Consider the following 16,092-nt stretch of genomic DNA (forward strand, 5'->3'; position numbering starts at 1 on the left):
AAATGGATAAGTTAAGTAACCCTATAAGTTTTATAATCATGTTTCTTATATATAGGGATATAATTAAGTTTACTGTAGATGAATTTATTAATATTTATGAAATATTAGTTAGGAAAAAAGGTTTAAAGAAAAATATATGAAATTATTATAAATATAAACTTAAGCCTACATTATAAATTAGGGGGGAAGCTTATGAGGCTATTTCATGTAAGTGAAGAAAGTAACATTGAAGTTTTTAAGCCACGGATACCTTCTAGAGAAGACATGGATAAGAGTAAAGGGTTGGTATGGGCAATTAATGATGAGTGTCTTCCAAACTTTTTAACTCCAAGGGATTGCCCAAGAGTTACATACCATATTTCTGAGAAGACTTCTAGAGAAGATAGACTTAGGTACTTTTCTTCAAAGGACTGCAATCATGTGGTGGTAATAGAAAATAAATGGTTTAACATAATGAAGAATACTACCCTTTATTTATATGAGTTTAATCCATTAAATTTTTATCTTCAAGATAAGGTAGCTGGATATTATGTAAGTGAAAGTGATGAGACTCCTATAAATAAACTTATAGTGGATGATTTATTTTCTGAATTATTTAAGAGGAATATAGAGGTAAGGTTAGTAGATAATCTTTGGAACTTATGTGATGAAATACAAGATACAACTTTAAACTGGTCCATGTGTAGTATGGGAAATGCCAAGGATAGAGGAGTGGTTTAGATGGAATATATTAATGCTAAAACCATAATAACTAAAACAAAATCTAGTAACTGGTTTGGAACTGACTACAATATGAATATATATAGGGGGTGCTGTCACGGTTGTATTTACTGTGATTCAAGAAGTAGCTGTTATAATATCAAAGATTTTAATAAGATTGCTGCTAAAGACAATGCATTATCTATTATTAAGAGTCAGCTAAAATCAAAAAAGACTTTAGGAGTTATAGGTACTGGTTCTATGAGCGACCCATATAATCCCATTGAAAAAAAGTTAAATCTAACAAGGGGAGCTTTAGAAATTATAAGTAACTATGGATTTGGAGTAAATATTATTACTAAAAGTGATTTAATTTTAAAAGATATAGATGTTCTGAAAGAGATTAATAAATATGCTCCAGTATGTGTAGGTTTTACTATAACTACTTATGATGATTATCTATGTAGTAAAATTGAACCTAGTGTCTCTCTTTCTTCAAAAAGATTTAAGGCTATGAATGAGCTATCGAGTGAAGGGATTTTTACAGGGGTATTACTAATGCCTATACTTCCATTTATAAATGACACTGAGGAAAATATTATATCAATTATTAATAAAACCAAACAATGCGGAGGAAAGTTTATTTATCCTTACTTTGGTGTTACATTAAGAGAGGGTCAAAGAGAGTATTTTTATAATGAGCTTGATAAGTTATTTCCAAGTATTAGAGAGAAATATATAGAAACCTATGGATATAAATATGAAGGGGTTTCATTAAAAAGTAAATCTCTGTGGAATACTTTTAAACTTAACTGCCATAAAGAAGGAATTTTATATAAGATGCCGGATATTATAAAAGCCTATAAATATAGAAAAGAATCCTATGAACAATTAACACTAATATAAATTTAAAATAGAGGAAGTATTTAAAATAACAATCTATATAAACATTTTAAAGGTAACTTATTGTAAATTGAAAATTATAAAAATTAATATTAGTTTAGGATAAAAAGAAAAGTTTTTATCCTAAACTTGAAAGTGACTTTTTCATAGTTAATACATATTAATTATGAAAAAGTCATTTTATAATATAAAAAATAATTTACAAACCACTTTGACTATTATAGTTACGAATAATCATTCCTTGGCTTTTAATCATAGAGAATTTTTCGTAAAAGCCTACTACATCAGTATCACAAAGAAGATCAACCATATATAAGTCTTTTAAGGTTTCAAGTATCAATTCAACTAATTTACTTCCAATACCATTCCCTTTATATTCTGGTAGGACTTCTAATAGAGGAATATAAGCACTTAAGGTTTTATCAGAAATAGCTGTTATAAATCCAACTACATTATTTGTAGTTTCATCTATTGCTAACCAAAAGTAATCACTATTGTTAAGTAATTCTAGATGTTTTTTTGCTGATGGTGGGTTAGGCCAATCTACAAAAAATCCTTTTAGTTGATTTTCACTTATATTTTCTAATGAATTAATATATTTAATCATAATATTACCTCCATATCTTTTAATATATAGTTTGAATAATAACTCATATATTAAAAAGGAATCTACTTTCTTGCAGATATAATAACACTTTACCTAGTTACATACAAGGTTGTCCAATTTAGGTATTCTATAACGGCTCTTTTAAGTAGAGAGAAGTGTGAAATCAAAACTTAATTAATTTTAATAGATAAAATTTATAATTCTATGGTAAATTGTAGATTTTATATAATATAATTGGTGGTGAGTTGTGCTTTAGAGTTTCTTATAAAATAATAGAAATAAAGTAGTGAATATATAAGGGAGTGTTTATTATGAAAAATAGGAAACTAGAAGATATACTAAAAAAGTTGACTTGGGTTTTAATAGTAATAATTTTTTTAGGTTTCCTATTAAAGCATTTAATGGGAAGTGAAATAGAAATAAATATATTAATTGGAATATTAGTTATAGTTACAGGAGTAAGAGGGCTTTTAAGTAAATCTGTGCTTATTGGAAAGGGTAATTTAAATTTAGAATATAAAGAGGACTCTAAAGTAGGAAAAATAGCTAATATTTTAGTTGTAATGGGCGGGGTAATAATAATAACTGTATCTATAATTTTTATATAATAAATGATTTAATAAATATATGGGGTCTTAAGTTTTAAGATCAATTTATACATCTAACTAAAGCAAGATAAATTAACTATATTTTTAATTAAGAAGTTAAGTATTTATATTAAAAGACTATATAGTTTATAAGTTTCTTAACTAAAGAATATTAAGGGGAATTAAGAGGAGGAGATTTTATGGGTTTTAATGAAGATGCAGCAATATGGGATAGTGATCTTAGGCTAAAGAGGGGGAAGGCTATTTCAGAAGAAATAAAAAGTTATATTAAAGTAAAAGGAGACTATAAGGCATTAGAATTTGGATGTGGTACAGGTATTATTAGTTTTAACCTGTATGATAGTTTTCATCATATAGATCTTATTGATACTTCTGAAGGCATGATAGAGGTTTTAAATTCTAAGATTAAGCAAAGAAACATAAATAATATGAGGGGAATATGTGGAGAGATAAATAAGGACATTATATTAGAAGATAAATATGATGTAATTTATACTTCCATGGCACTTCACCATGTTGAAGACATATATGAGGTGTTAAAAAGTTTAACTAAGGTGTTAAGAAAAAATGGAGTATTATGTATTGTAGACTTAGATGAAGAGGATGGAAAATTTCATAAAGATCATCATGGATTTAATGGGCATAATGGATTTAATCAAGAGAAATTAAAGAATATATTATGTGAACTAGGCTTAAAAGATATAGAGTCAAGAACCTTTTACTATGATGAAAAAGTAGTAGAGGGAGAAAAGGTGAATTACGCTTTATTTTCTATGATAGGAAAAAAGATTTTATAAGGTAAGTTTTAATTTATAGAAAATCTTTCTTATAGCTAAAATATTGAGGAACTAGATTATCAAATATAACTTATAGATTAATATTTAAGAGTGTAATAACTAAAATAGAAAGTTTTAAGGAATTGAATGTATAGGAGGATTATAATGGTAAAATTATGTCCTATGGAAAGAAGAGTGGGAGAAAAGAAAAGTAAATAGAAAATATTAAAAATATTCTTGAAATTATACTTAATTTATAGTATGATAAAATAGATAATTTTTAAGGAGGGTAGTAATATGAATATTTGCTTAGAATGTAAAATGCAAAACATTAGCATAGCATGTAGAAGAATTTCAGCAAAATTTGCTGTTAAGGCTACAGGTGCGTCCAAAATTGCATATTTTCATTAGTGAGCAAGTATAATCATCTATTACCTAAAGTATATTAATTAAGAAAAAATATCCGGGTAAGGTGACCTTGCCTGGATTTTAAATTTTTTTGACATCTAGGCCTTGTTTACTTGCCTGGATTTTTTTGTGTGAAGATATATCTTATATATTTAAGAATAAGTAGTTGTAATTTTAATCTATGAAGAAAAAATTATGTAGTTAATATTAATAAGCAAAATAGTTTCCCTGTATAGTATATAAGATAAGATTTAAAGTATATATAGAAGGATTTATAAGGTTCTTTAGATTGTACAAGAAAGTTTTAGGTAAGCAAAACACCTTGCCCTTAATTAAAGGGAGGAAATAATATGATCGAATTATCATTAAACAATGTAACTAAATACTATGGAGCTACTTTAGCACTTGAAGGTGTAAATTTTCAAGTGAAAAAGGGTGAGAAAGCTGGCATAGTTGGGAGAAATGGAAGTGGAAAGACTACCATTTTAAAAATCATAAGTGGGGTAGAAAATATTGATAAAGGAAATATTTCTATAAGAAAAGGGGCTACCATAGGGTATCTTAAACAAATACCAGACTATCCCATGGAATGTAGTGCTTATGATGTTCTAAACAGTGCCTTTAATACATTAAGTGAAATTGAAGAAGATATGAGAATGTTAGAGGATAAAATGAAGATTCTTTCAGGAGATGACCTTGATAGAGCTTTAAGAAAATATAGTGATACACAAGAAACCTATGAAGCTTTAGAAGGATATAAAAAAGAGGAGAAGTTAAGTAAGCTATGTGAGGGATTAAAATTTAGTGAAGAGTTTTTAAAAAGACCTTTTAATATTTTAAGTGGAGGAGAGAAAACAACCTTAATTTTAGGAAAAATACTACTAGAAAATCCAGATATATTACTTCTTGATGAGCCAACAAATCACTTAGATATGGATTCTCTAGAATGGCTTGAGGGATATCTTTTAGAAAATAAGAGTACAGTTATAATAGTTTCTCATGATAGGTACTTTTTAGATAAGGTAATAACTAAAACCATAGAAGTTGAAGATTTAGGTTGTGAAGTTTATAAGGGGAATTATTCAAGTTATATTAAAGAAAAGGAAGAAAGGATGCTTTTACAGTTTAATGCTTATAAAGAGCAGCAAAAGAAGATAGGGGCTATGGAGGAATCTATAAAAAGGCTTAGGGACTGGTCTCATAATGGAGACAATATTAAATTTATTAGAAGAGCCATGAGTATGGAGAAAAAGCTTGATAAAATAGAAAAGATAGATAGGCCTTCTTTTGATAAAGAGAATATGAAAATAAAATTTATAAGTAGTGGTAGGTCAGGAGAAGAAGTGATTAAGGTAGAAAACCTTGAAAAATCATTTGAGAAGAAGAGCTTAATAAGAAATGGAAACCTTTTAGTAAGATATGAGGAGAGAATTGCTTTAATAGGACAGAATGGAAGTGGAAAGTCTACATTCTTAAAAATGCTTCTTAAAGAAGAAGAAATAGATAAGGGATTAGTAACTCTTGGATCTGGTGTAAGGTTTGCATACTTACCTCAAAATATATCTTTTAAAGACGAAGAAGTTACAGTACTTCAATGCTTTAGGGATGATATAGAAATACTAGAGGGGAAAGCTAGGGAGTACTTATCTAAATTTATGTTCTTTGGAGAGGATGTTTTTAAAAAGGTTAAGAATCTTTCAGGTGGAGAGAAAACTAGGCTTAAATTAAGCAAGCTTTTATATGAAGATATTAACTTACTTATATTAGATGAACCTACAAATCATTTAGATATTGATTCAATAGAAACTTTAGAGGGATCATTAGAGGATTTTAAAGGAACTATATTCTTTATATCTCATGATAGATATTTCATAAACAGGATATGTAATAGGGTTATAGCTCTTGAGAATAAAGAGTTTAATAGCTATTTGGGAAATTATGACTACTATCGACAGAAAATAAATGAAAAAGCCCAACTTATAAAAGAAGAAAAGGTGAAAAAACCAAAAGTTCAAAAGCCTAAGGTTATAGATGAATGTAAAGTAAGTGATAGGAAGATGAATATGTTAGAAAAAACCATAAATGATTTAGAAGAGGCAATTAATTTAATTGATAATAAGATGAAGGAAGATAATATTCATTATGAAGAGCTTAATAGTCTTTTTAATGAAAAGGAGGGTGTGCAGAAGAAGTTAGATAAGGCTTTAGAGGATTGGATGATTTACAACTAATATATTTTTATACTATAGCTTAGAACTTATTAATAAATAATTTAATAAGTTCTAAGCTATTTGTATCTAATATGCATATAGAAACAAAAGATTAATTATATACTTAATAGGAAGAAAAAAATAGGAGGTTTACTTAAATATTTAGGGAATTATGAGGGTATATGTAATAATTTGAATTATGATTTATATGGTAACATTATTGAATAAATGTTACCAAGTTGTTAACCTATAATAGTTAAAGTGAGGGGGAGACAGAATGAAAAAAATAGTATCATTTTTATTAGTATCAATATTAACTTTAGGATTATCAGCTTGTAATAAAACAGAAAATGTAGAAAAGCCAGAAAATGTTGTTAATGAGTATTTTACAGCTTTAAAAAATGTAGATATTGAGGAAGCAAATAAACTTACTGAAGGAGAAGCTGAAGGAGAAGACGAAGATCTTAGTGAAATAGAAATGGAATTAGTAAATAAGGTATTTAATAATATATCAGTAGAGGTAATTGGAGATGCTAAGGTGGATGGCAAAAATGCTACAGTAAAGGCTAAGGTTACTACGCCGGATATGAAAAAGACAGTTGAACTTGTAATAGCAGATTGTACTACAAAGGTTACGAAGGCTGCTTTTGAGGGGAAGGAACTGAGAGATGAAGAAATTGATAAATTGGTGGGGGAGTCCTTTATAAAACAATTTGAAAATAAGGACTTAGCTAAGATTACATCAGAAGTAGACTTAAGCTTAGTAAGAAAAGATAATTCTTGGGTAATAAAAGAAGATGGTGCTTTAGAAAATGCAATAAGAGCTGGTTTACCTAAAGAAATAAGGAAGTTTGAAGATAAAGTTAAAAAGTAAATAAAATAATAAAGTTAAGGTGTAATCATAGAGAGGCGTTGTTATTATTCGGGGAGTTTGTTTATAAATTAAATCATAACTAAGAATAATTTACTATGGATTTTGGGTGGTTCAGTTTATTATAGAATAATAAAATAATATATTTTATAATCATATCTTAGAAAGTATTATTAGATGATTTAATAATACCCTCTAAGATATTTGTGTCTAATGCTAATATAGCAACAAAAATTTAATCATATACTTCATACACAGAAAAAAACATAAGTTTTACTTAAAAGGTTGGGGAGTGAAAAAAATATATGTAACAATTTGAATTATGATTTATATATTAACATTATTGAATAAATATTTCTAATTTGTTAACATATAATAGATAAATTAAGGGGGAGACAGAATGAAAAAAATAGTATCATTTTTATTAGTATCAATATTAACTGTAGGATTAGCGGCTTGTAATAAAACAGAAAAAGTAGAAAAGCCAGAAAATGTTGTTAATGAGTATTTTACAGCTGTGAAAAATGGAAATGTTGAGGAAGTAAATAAGCTTACTGAAGGAAAAACAGAAGAGAAAGACAAAGATGTTAGTGAAAAAGAGATAGAATTAGCAAAGAAGGTATTTAATCATATATCAGTGGATGTAATTGGTGATGCTAAGGTAGACGGTGAAACTGCTACAGTAAAAGCTAAAGTTACTGCACCAGATATGAAAAAGATATTTGAACTTGTAATGGCAGATGCTATTCAAAAGTTTATGAAAGCTAGCTTTGAAGGCAAGAAAATGAGCGATGAAGAAAGTGACAAATTGGTGGAAGAGTCCTTTATAAAACAGTTTGAAAATAAGGACTTAGCTAAAGTTACATCAGAAGTAGACTTAAACTTAGTAAAAAAAGATAATTCTTGGGTAATAAAAGAAGATGAAGTCTTAGAGAATGCAATAAGCGGTGGGTTACCTAAAGAAATAAGGGAATTTGAAAATAAACTTAAGAAATAAATAAAATAATGAAAAAGCACTTTAAGATTTAAAACTATATTAATAGGATAGGTTTTAGATTCTTGAAGTGTTTTTATTTACTTAAAACTTTCATTGTGATTAGTAATACATATAAAGATATAAGTACTTAATAATGAATATTATAAGAGCACTTGGTTTAAATATTTTTATTTACCAAGTGCTCTAGGATTTTACTTAAATAAGTACAAGTATATTATTTCTTACATAAAAGTCTATTGTACTCATTAAGTAGTTCGTCTAATTCTTGACTAAGGGTCACTAACTCAACATCTGTTAGTTTATGACTTTCATTCATTAGACAGTGCATTAAATTTCTTAATTCCTCTATCTTTTGTGTTATTTCTTGTATTTTTGTCATAATATCCCTCCTTTCCTAGGGGAAAGTATACTAAATTAAAGGAGGAATAATCATAGGTTTAACTTCATATCTGTTGTAATACTGATAAATTTCATATATAAATAGATAAAATCCCTAGTTAATAAACCTATATTAATTAGAAAAATTTATCCATTTATATGTTTTAGAGAAGGGATAAGAAAACTTATTTACGTTAAATTTCCAAAAAGGCTTAAAACTTGTTATAATAATATAAAGCATATAATTAATTAAATGTTATAAAATGTATAGCTTTAGATAACAGAAATTATTAAAGTATTAGTACAGATTATTGTTATTATTACAGAAAGTAGTGGTTGGACATGATAGGGAGAGTAAAGGTTTTTTAATACTAAATATCGTAGCTGTTATATTTATATGATATGTAAGCATAAATAGAAAATAGATAATGATCTTATAAGAAAAAATATATCAGGAAGTTCTATAAATATTTATGAATATGGAGGACTTCTACTAATATCTATAGGATGGATATTAGTAGGCACACTAGTTTTTAACTATTTTCAAAAGAGGGTTAAGAAAGATGGTATAATACATTCTTATTAAGGATTATATTTTCAGAATTTTCATTACGCAAATAGGTAGATATGATATAATTATTGAAATAATAAGACTAAATTAGACTGTAAAGGTTTTATTATTTGGAAAACTTTTATTTAGTTAATCAATAGGGGGGTTACTATGATAGAAGACAAGAAAATATATGTTGCATCAAAGGCTTTTATAGTTAATGGAAGTAAATTTTTAGCTATGCACAGAAAAGATACTAAGGAAGAATGGCTAGAGCTTCCAGGAGGAAGACTAGAATTTGGAGAGAGTCTAGAAGATACTTTAAAAAGAGAAGTCTTTGAGGAAACAAAATTAAATATTGAACAAGTTAAGCTTTTAGATACATGGAATTGGGTTGGAGAAAATCATGAAATAGCAGGGGTTATATACTTATGTAGAATAGTAGAAGGTAATATTACCTTATCAGAAGAGCATGATTATTATAAGTGGCTAGAAATAGATGATGAATCTATGGAAAGGATTCATACTGTATTTAAAGAAAAGCTAATAAAATTAGATTATGAAGAAGTGAAAACCTTAATAAGAGATGCAAAGTCTAAATATAGGGGAATATATAATTATCCTTTTTAGACTTAATAAATATAAAGCCATGACTATTTTAAAAGTAAAGGATGTACCTTAAGTTTAATTAGGGTGCATCCTTTTATGATTTCTTTTATATTTTTTAGTTATAAGATTAATTGAATTGGCAAGGTAGAAATTAATTTATATGTGCTTTTACGGTAAATGACTTTAAGGTGAATGAAACCTAAAAGTTTATAAATCTTAGCTAATCTTTAGTAGTATAGATTATTAAAGCAATAAGGATTTAGCTAAAGTATATACTTAAAAAACATGATATTTAGAAAAACTATATATTATTGTATAGGATTTTTAACATTATCTTTACTATAGGCGTATATTAGCATATCTATTCCAGAAGAGATAAGATATATAGCTATTAGGGTTGTTAATGCAAATAAGGCTATATAAGGATGGAGTAAAATAATTATAGAAGCTATTAAGGAAAAGAGGGATAAAATTAAATTTAACCAATATGTTGATGTAGAACTCCTTAAGGCTCTTATAAAAGATAAAAGAGAATTATAGAAACACCAAATTCCTAGAACCAAGGAAAATGATATTAATGATAGATTAGGATTAAGATAAAATATTGCTGATATCACTAAGAATACTACAGCTTCAAAGATTTCAACATAAAAACTATTACTTTCTCTTAACTTACTTTTATATAGAAAAACTTTTAAGAGTTTTGCTATTCCTAAAATTAAAAGTACTAATTGAAAAATTGTAGTTAAGAGTAAAAGAGAGGTATTAGGGTACATAAAAGCTATAATTCCAAGTATTATAAATATAATTCCTTGAAATATTGATGAAAATGAGGTTTTACTCATAATATATCCTCCTTCATTATTTAGTCATATATAGTATTCATATATCTTTTAAAATTTATAAGCTTTAACTAAATAATAATGGTAAATAAAAATTATACATGTTTTATTAAATAATCTAGATTATCTGAATTTTACCATCGTTTCTAAGGTCACTAAAAAAACTTAAGGAAAGAACTTAATGTTAGATTGTTATATCCATATTAATAAAATATAGTAATTAACTTTTAGGGAGAATTAAATTAAGTGCAATATTGTAACTTGAGAATTAGAAAGATTATATATAGGAATAGATAAAGATAAAGACTACATAAGTGTAAAAAAATAACACATACATTACAGTAATTACCTATTTTTAAGAAAAATTATGATAATTTGGTATTAGAAATTTTAATAGCAAACTTTACTATTAGTAAGAATATTTATTAATAGATATTAAATACTTAAAAATAAAGTGAAAATATCTATTAAATTAAGTTTTTTGAAAGAAAATTATTAAGTACCTTAAATAAATTTAATATAACATACATAATAGACCTAGTCGCTTATATCATACGTAATTATATAGATTAATAAGAAGAACTTATAAGAAAATTCAATATAAGTTTTTCTTATATTGAATAATTAAATCTTATCACAATCTTGTGAAATTTGAAAAATACCTAGGAATTTAAGTCAAAATCTATTAAAAACCTAGTAAATATTTACCTGTAAAATAGGTATTGGAAAAGACAAATATATATAAGATAAACTTATATAAAGAACATTACCCTATATTGACTAAATTATATTTGTGTATGAAAATAATTACATAGGTTATATTACATAGGTTTTAAAGTTTTATAAGAGGGTCTGAAGAAAATAAACAATATAGATAATATTTAGAAAATAGATATAAGAATATCTTATATTATACATTTTTCAGAAATTACATATAAATAGATCTTATACAGAAAGGCATTGATATTAATGAATCTTATTAGAAGATGAGATTATTAATTTAGAATATTAGTTTCATATAAACATACCACATAAATGTTACCTGAATATATTCTTTTATTACAGTAATAATTTGTTTTAAAGAGTAAGGTTCAGGAAGGGCAATTCTTAAGTTTAAGTATTCCTATAACTCCAGGAATGAATTTAAGGTTTAACTCTATATAAGACTAATATATTAATGGCAAGGGAGATGATAAATACAGAAATCCTATTAGGGATAAAAAATTTTACTAATGGACATAAGAAAAAATAAAGCAGGTTTAAAATTTCTAATTATTGGAATGAAAGTTTCTTAATTAAGAAAATAAGGGGTATTTAAGGGGGAGAAAAATGAGTAATTTAGATAAAAATAAGGTAGCACCAGTAGATGAAAAATTCCCAATGGGACAAAATTTACTTTTTGCATTTCAACATGTACTTGCAATGTGTGCAGGAGCTGTTGCTGTGCCACTTATTGTTGGTAATGCGGTGGGGCTTTCACAAAGTGATATAGTTTTCTTGATAAATGCAGATTTATTTATAGCGGGTATAGCTACTATAATTCAAGCTTTAGGTCTTGGAAATCATATAGGTGCTAAAATTCCTATGGTTGAAGGTACAAGCTTTGCAACTGTAAATGCTATGGTGGCTATAGCAGGGGGATATAAGGGTGACCCTTATACTGCAATGGCAACAATTTTTGCATCTGTATTTATAGCAGGACTATTCTGCTTTCTAATGGCACCTTTCTTCGGAAAGCTTCTAAGGTTTTTTCCAAAGGTTGTAACAGGTACTGTAATAACTATAATAGGGCTTTCGCTTCTTCCAATAGCTGCTAGATGGTCAGCGGGAAATGATATGAACTCACCAAACTTTGCTAGTCCTAAAAATATATTTTTAGCAATATTTGTAATGGTTTTAATTCTTGTTCTAACTAAAGTTCTTAAGGGAATTTGGTCTAGTGTATCTATACTTATAGGAATAGTTGTAGGAACAATTGTGGCAGCTTTAACAGGGATGGCAGATTTTAGTTCAGTAGCTAATGCTGGAATTATAAATTTGAATATACCATTTAAGTTTGGTTTCTGGAACTTTGATGTTTCTGCTATAATTTCATTACTTCTTGTAATGCTTGTAATTATGACTGAAGCTACAGGGAATCTTATAGCTATACATGAAATGGTTGGGAAACCTATTGATGATAAAAATCTTGCAAGAGGACTTAGAACAGATGGTTTTGCTACAATGATGGCAGGAATATTTAATACATTCCCACATACTGCTTTTGCTCAAAATGTAGGACTTGTTAATTTAACAGGAATAAAGAGTCGTTACGTAGTAGCTACTTCAGGAGTGATACTTTTCTTACTTGGATTATTTCCTAAGATGGGAGCGATAGTTGCCTCAATACCATATCCGGTTCTTGGAGGAGCAGGATTTGCTATGTTTGGTATGGTTGCGTCTGGGGGAATAAAAACCCTTGGAAAGGTTCAGTTTGATGGAACGCAAAATGGAATGATAGTTGCTATAAGTCTTGGACTTTCAATGATACCTTTAGCGGTACCGACATTCTATCACAATTTTCCAGATTGGGTAAATACATTATTTCATAGTGGTATAACTACAGGAAGCCTTGCTGCTATAATACTAAATTACTTTTTCAATGAGTTAGGGATAGTGAAAAAAGAAAATAATGAACCAAAGGTTAATGAAGCTTCGGTTTAAATTATATATTTTAAAAATGACTTACTTTTATATAGTAGGTCATTTTTTATAAGGTTATTTTTAGGAGGGTTAGATTAACTTCATGGTACTTCTTATAAAAGAAGGGGGAGAAAATAAATCTTTGTATTTAATATTAACAAATATTAAAGTTTATATAATACAAATATATGGTAGATATAGTATAATATAATTATGAAAAAGATTTCACAATTAGGAGGGGAAACATGAATAAGGGGAAAAAAATTAAGCGTATATCATTTTTCATGGCTTTAGTTATGTGCATAGGACTTATTCTTCCATATAATGCCAAAGCTTCAGAAGAAGTTAAAGGAGAAGAGAAAGTAATAGACATATTATCCTTTAATGACTTTCATGGGAATCTTAATGAAAGTGGAAAAAATGTAGGAGCAGCAAAGCTTACTGGAGAGATTAAAAAGATAAAAAAGGAAAATCCAAATACTATGGTTGTTTCAGCAGGAGATTTATATCAAGGTACTGCAATGTCTAACCTTACAAAGGGTGATCCAGTTAGTGAAATGTTAAAATCAATGAACATAGAAGCATCAGCTATAGGAAATCATGAGTTTGATTGGGGTTATAATCTTATAAGTAAGTGGGCTAAAGAAGGTAACTTTGATTTTTTAGCTACAAATATATATGATAAAAATACTAATAAACCAGTGGAGTGGGCTAAGCCTTATAAAGTTGTAGAAAAAGATGGAGTTAAAATAGGTTTTATAGGACTATCTACTCCTGAAACTGCATTTAAAACTAAGCCTGATAATGTAAAAAACTTTGAGTTTAAAAACCCTAGCGAAGCTGCAAAAACTTGGGTTAAGCATCTTAAAGAAGTAGAAAAGGTTAATGCAATAGTGGCTCTAACGCATATTGGATCATTTCAAGATAAAAATGGAGTAATAACTGGAGAAGCAGAAGAACTTGTGAAAAATGTTCCTGGACTTAATGCGGTTATAAGCTCTCATACTCATCAGTATGTTAATGGAAGAGTTAACAATGTTCCTGTTGTTCAAGCTATGAATAATGGTAGAGGATTAGCTAGACTTACTTTTACATTTAATAAAGATGGAAGTATTAAGGATGTTAAAAATAATGTGGATAAGTTATATGAAAGAAAGGACCTTGTAGAAGATCAGGGAGTAAAGGCTATGGTTAAGGGATATGAAGAGAAACTTAAGCCTATACTTTCAGAAGTTATAACTAATATAGATTCAGATCTTCCTCATGATAGATATATAGGACTTTCACCTCTTGGACAATTTACAACTAAGTATATGGCAAAGGCTGGGGGAGTTCAAATAGGTATAACTAATGGTGGTGGACTTAGGGTGCCACTAACTAAAGGAGAAATAACTGTAGGTAATCTTTATGAGGTTATGCCTTTTGATAATACGTTAGTTACTATGAAACTTAAAGGATCAGACCTTAAAAGGGTTTTAGAAAATGGAATAGATAACAAAGAAGTTGGTTGGGTACAGTTTTATGGATTAAGGGTATTTTATGATAAAGAAGCACCTTTTGGAAATAAAATAACTTCTATGAGGTTATTAGATGGAACTAAGGTGGAGAATGATAAGTATTATACTGTGGCAACTAATGATTTTATGATGGACAAAGGTGATAAGTATGATTTTACAGGTGCTATAGAAGTTTCAGATACTATGGAGCCTTTAAGAGACTTAGTTGCTGTAGAGCTTAAGAAAGAAAAAAATATTCATTTTGAGTTTGATGGTAACACACTAGTGTCTGGAGTGGATAACATTAAAGATGAAGATACTTCAATTCCGGTAAGTGAGAATAAAGATACGGATAATAAAGAAGTTCTTCCTCAAACAGGAAATGACTTAGGCTATGATGATTTTATGGTTATTGGAAGTATGATGATAGTAGTTGGGGTTTTCCTAGCTAGAAAGAAGAAAAATCAAGTAGCTTAATAATATATTATTAAGAAAAGGAAAATTAATTTTAAAAGGAAAAAAGTTAATTTTAAAATTAATTTTTAAGTTAAGCTATAAAGAACTTTTATAAAGTATATTTATAAAAGTTTATAAATAAAGTGATGTATGTAATGGAACCTGTTTTCCGTTACATACATCACTTTATTTTTTAGAACTTTTAGGTAGTTTGAAACAATGTCCTTTATACTTTAATTATAACCTTTATAAATATGATAAGAAAAATTTATAGGATAGTTCTACAAATATATAAGTACATAGGTATTGAATAGAGGTTTTTTATAAGTATATAATTTAATAAACATTATTTATAGGAAAGGAGAAAAAAGGAATGGATATATTTGAGGCTTGTGTTGGAAGTTATAAAGATGCTAAAAGGGCCTTAGATCTTGGAGCTCATAGAATAGAACTTTGTGATAATTTAATTGAGGGAGGGACTACACCTAGTTATGGAACTATATCTATGACTTGTAAAAATGTTGATCTTCCTATAATGGTCATAATACGTCCAAGAGGAGGAGACTTTTTATACACGAAAGAGGAGATAGAAATAATGAAAATAGATATTAAGATGTGTAAGGAGCTAGGGGTATATGGGATAGTAATTGGGATTCTAGATAGAAATAACAATATAGATAAGGTTAGATTAAAGGAACTTATAGAGGAAGCTAAACCTTTAAACATCACTTTTCATATGGCTTTTGATGAAATAGAGGATAAAAGTAGGGCTCTAAAAGAGCTTATTGATCTTAAGGTTCATAGGGTTTTGACTAAAGGCGGGCATGAAAATGCTTTTAAGGGAAAAAAAGTTATAAAATCTCTTATTAAAGAAGGAGGGGGTAAAATAGTTATTCTGCCAGGAGGAGGAGTTACAAGGGATAATTATAAAGAGCTTAAAGAATATACAGGAGCGGTGGAATTTCATGGAACAAAAATAGTAGGAGAGTTATAGTGGGAA

14 protein-coding genes are annotated in these 16,092 nt (G+C 27.9%); 11 read left to right on the forward strand and 3 right to left on the reverse strand.

Annotation, left to right across the window (positions count from 1 at the left end):
- The first annotated feature begins 192 nt into the window (after positions 1 to 192).
- Together BR69_RS0114180 and BR69_RS0114185 are read left to right on the forward strand one after the other, a co-directional pair.
- Positions 193 to 720, forward strand: a complete 528-nt coding sequence (locus BR69_RS0114180; protein WP_027633760.1) for a DUF6886 family protein — start codon at positions 193 to 195, stop codon at positions 718 to 720.
- Positions 721 to 1,605, forward strand: coding sequence for an SPL family radical SAM protein (locus BR69_RS0114185; protein ID WP_027633761.1), 885 nt, complete (start codon positions 721 to 723; stop codon positions 1,603 to 1,605).
- Between the two features lie 196 nt (positions 1,606 to 1,801).
- On the opposite strand, the gene BR69_RS0114190 is transcribed toward BR69_RS0114185, so the two are convergent.
- Complete coding sequence (locus BR69_RS0114190; RefSeq protein WP_207640777.1) at positions 1,802 to 2,209, reverse strand: GNAT family N-acetyltransferase; 408 nt, start codon at positions 2,207 to 2,209, stop codon at positions 1,802 to 1,804.
- Between the two features lie 311 nt (positions 2,210 to 2,520).
- Between BR69_RS0114190 and BR69_RS0114195 the strand changes: the two genes are divergently transcribed.
- The 5 genes from BR69_RS0114195 (at position 2,521) to BR69_RS0114220 (ending at position 8,079) form a co-directional block, all read left to right on the forward strand.
- A complete protein-coding gene (locus BR69_RS0114195; protein ID WP_027633763.1) occupies positions 2,521 to 2,817 on the forward strand; it encodes a hypothetical protein in 297 nt (98 codons plus the stop codon).
- 179 nt (positions 2,818 to 2,996) lie between these two features.
- A complete protein-coding gene (locus BR69_RS0114200) occupies positions 2,997 to 3,614 on the forward strand; it encodes a class I SAM-dependent methyltransferase (protein ID WP_027633764.1) in 618 nt (205 codons plus the stop codon).
- A gap of 737 nt (positions 3,615 to 4,351) precedes the next feature.
- The gene (gene abc-f, locus BR69_RS0114210; protein WP_027633765.1) at positions 4,352 to 6,232 is read left to right on the forward strand and encodes a ribosomal protection-like ABC-F family protein; all 1,881 of its coding nucleotides are present in this window, start codon (positions 4,352 to 4,354) and stop codon (positions 6,230 to 6,232) included.
- A 256-nt stretch (positions 6,233 to 6,488) separates the two neighbouring features.
- Positions 6,489 to 7,085, forward strand: a complete 597-nt coding sequence (locus BR69_RS0114215; RefSeq protein WP_027633766.1) for a hypothetical protein — start codon at positions 6,489 to 6,491, stop codon at positions 7,083 to 7,085.
- Between the two features lie 397 nt (positions 7,086 to 7,482).
- A complete protein-coding gene (locus BR69_RS0114220; RefSeq protein WP_027633767.1) occupies positions 7,483 to 8,079 on the forward strand; it encodes a DUF4878 domain-containing protein in 597 nt (198 codons plus the stop codon).
- Between the two features lie 214 nt (positions 8,080 to 8,293).
- On the opposite strand, the gene BR69_RS0114225 is transcribed toward BR69_RS0114220, so the two are convergent.
- A complete protein-coding gene (locus BR69_RS0114225; RefSeq protein WP_027633768.1) occupies positions 8,294 to 8,458 on the reverse strand; it encodes an aspartyl-phosphate phosphatase Spo0E family protein in 165 nt (54 codons plus the stop codon).
- 720 nt (positions 8,459 to 9,178) lie between these two features.
- Here BR69_RS0114225 and BR69_RS20625 point away from each other — a divergent pair.
- Positions 9,179 to 9,637 carry an NUDIX hydrolase gene (locus BR69_RS20625; protein ID WP_051623631.1) on the forward strand — a complete coding sequence of 153 codons (459 nt, stop codon included), beginning with the start codon at positions 9,179 to 9,181 and terminating at the stop codon, positions 9,635 to 9,637.
- Positions 9,638 to 9,924: 287 nt separating this feature from the next.
- Here the strand turns inward: BR69_RS20625 and BR69_RS0114235 are convergent, their stop codons facing one another.
- Positions 9,925 to 10,461, reverse strand: coding sequence for an HdeD family acid-resistance protein (locus tag BR69_RS0114235; protein WP_027633769.1), 537 nt, complete (start codon positions 10,459 to 10,461; stop codon positions 9,925 to 9,927).
- Between the two features lie 1,326 nt (positions 10,462 to 11,787).
- On the opposite strand from BR69_RS0114235, the gene BR69_RS0114240 reads away from it, so the two are divergent.
- From BR69_RS0114240 to BR69_RS0114255, 3 genes are all read left to right on the forward strand, one after another.
- Positions 11,788 to 13,161: a nucleobase:cation symporter-2 family protein gene (locus BR69_RS0114240; RefSeq protein WP_027633770.1), complete on the forward strand. Its 1,374-nt coding sequence runs from the start codon at positions 11,788 to 11,790 to the stop codon at positions 13,159 to 13,161.
- Between the two features lie 224 nt (positions 13,162 to 13,385).
- Positions 13,386 to 15,113 carry a 5'-nucleotidase C-terminal domain-containing protein gene (locus BR69_RS20630; protein ID WP_051623632.1) on the forward strand — a complete coding sequence of 576 codons (1,728 nt, stop codon included), beginning with the start codon at positions 13,386 to 13,388 and terminating at the stop codon, positions 15,111 to 15,113.
- 352 nt (positions 15,114 to 15,465) lie between these two features.
- Entirely contained in the window at positions 15,466 to 16,086 is a 621-nt protein-coding gene (locus tag BR69_RS0114255) for a copper homeostasis protein CutC (RefSeq protein ID WP_027633771.1), read from the forward strand.
- The last annotated feature ends 6 nt before the right edge of the window (positions 16,087 to 16,092 follow it).

This window comes from Clostridium hydrogeniformans DSM 21757, assembly GCF_000686705.1.
GTDB lineage: Bacteria > Bacillota > Clostridia > Clostridiales > Clostridiaceae > Clostridium_Z > Clostridium_Z hydrogeniformans.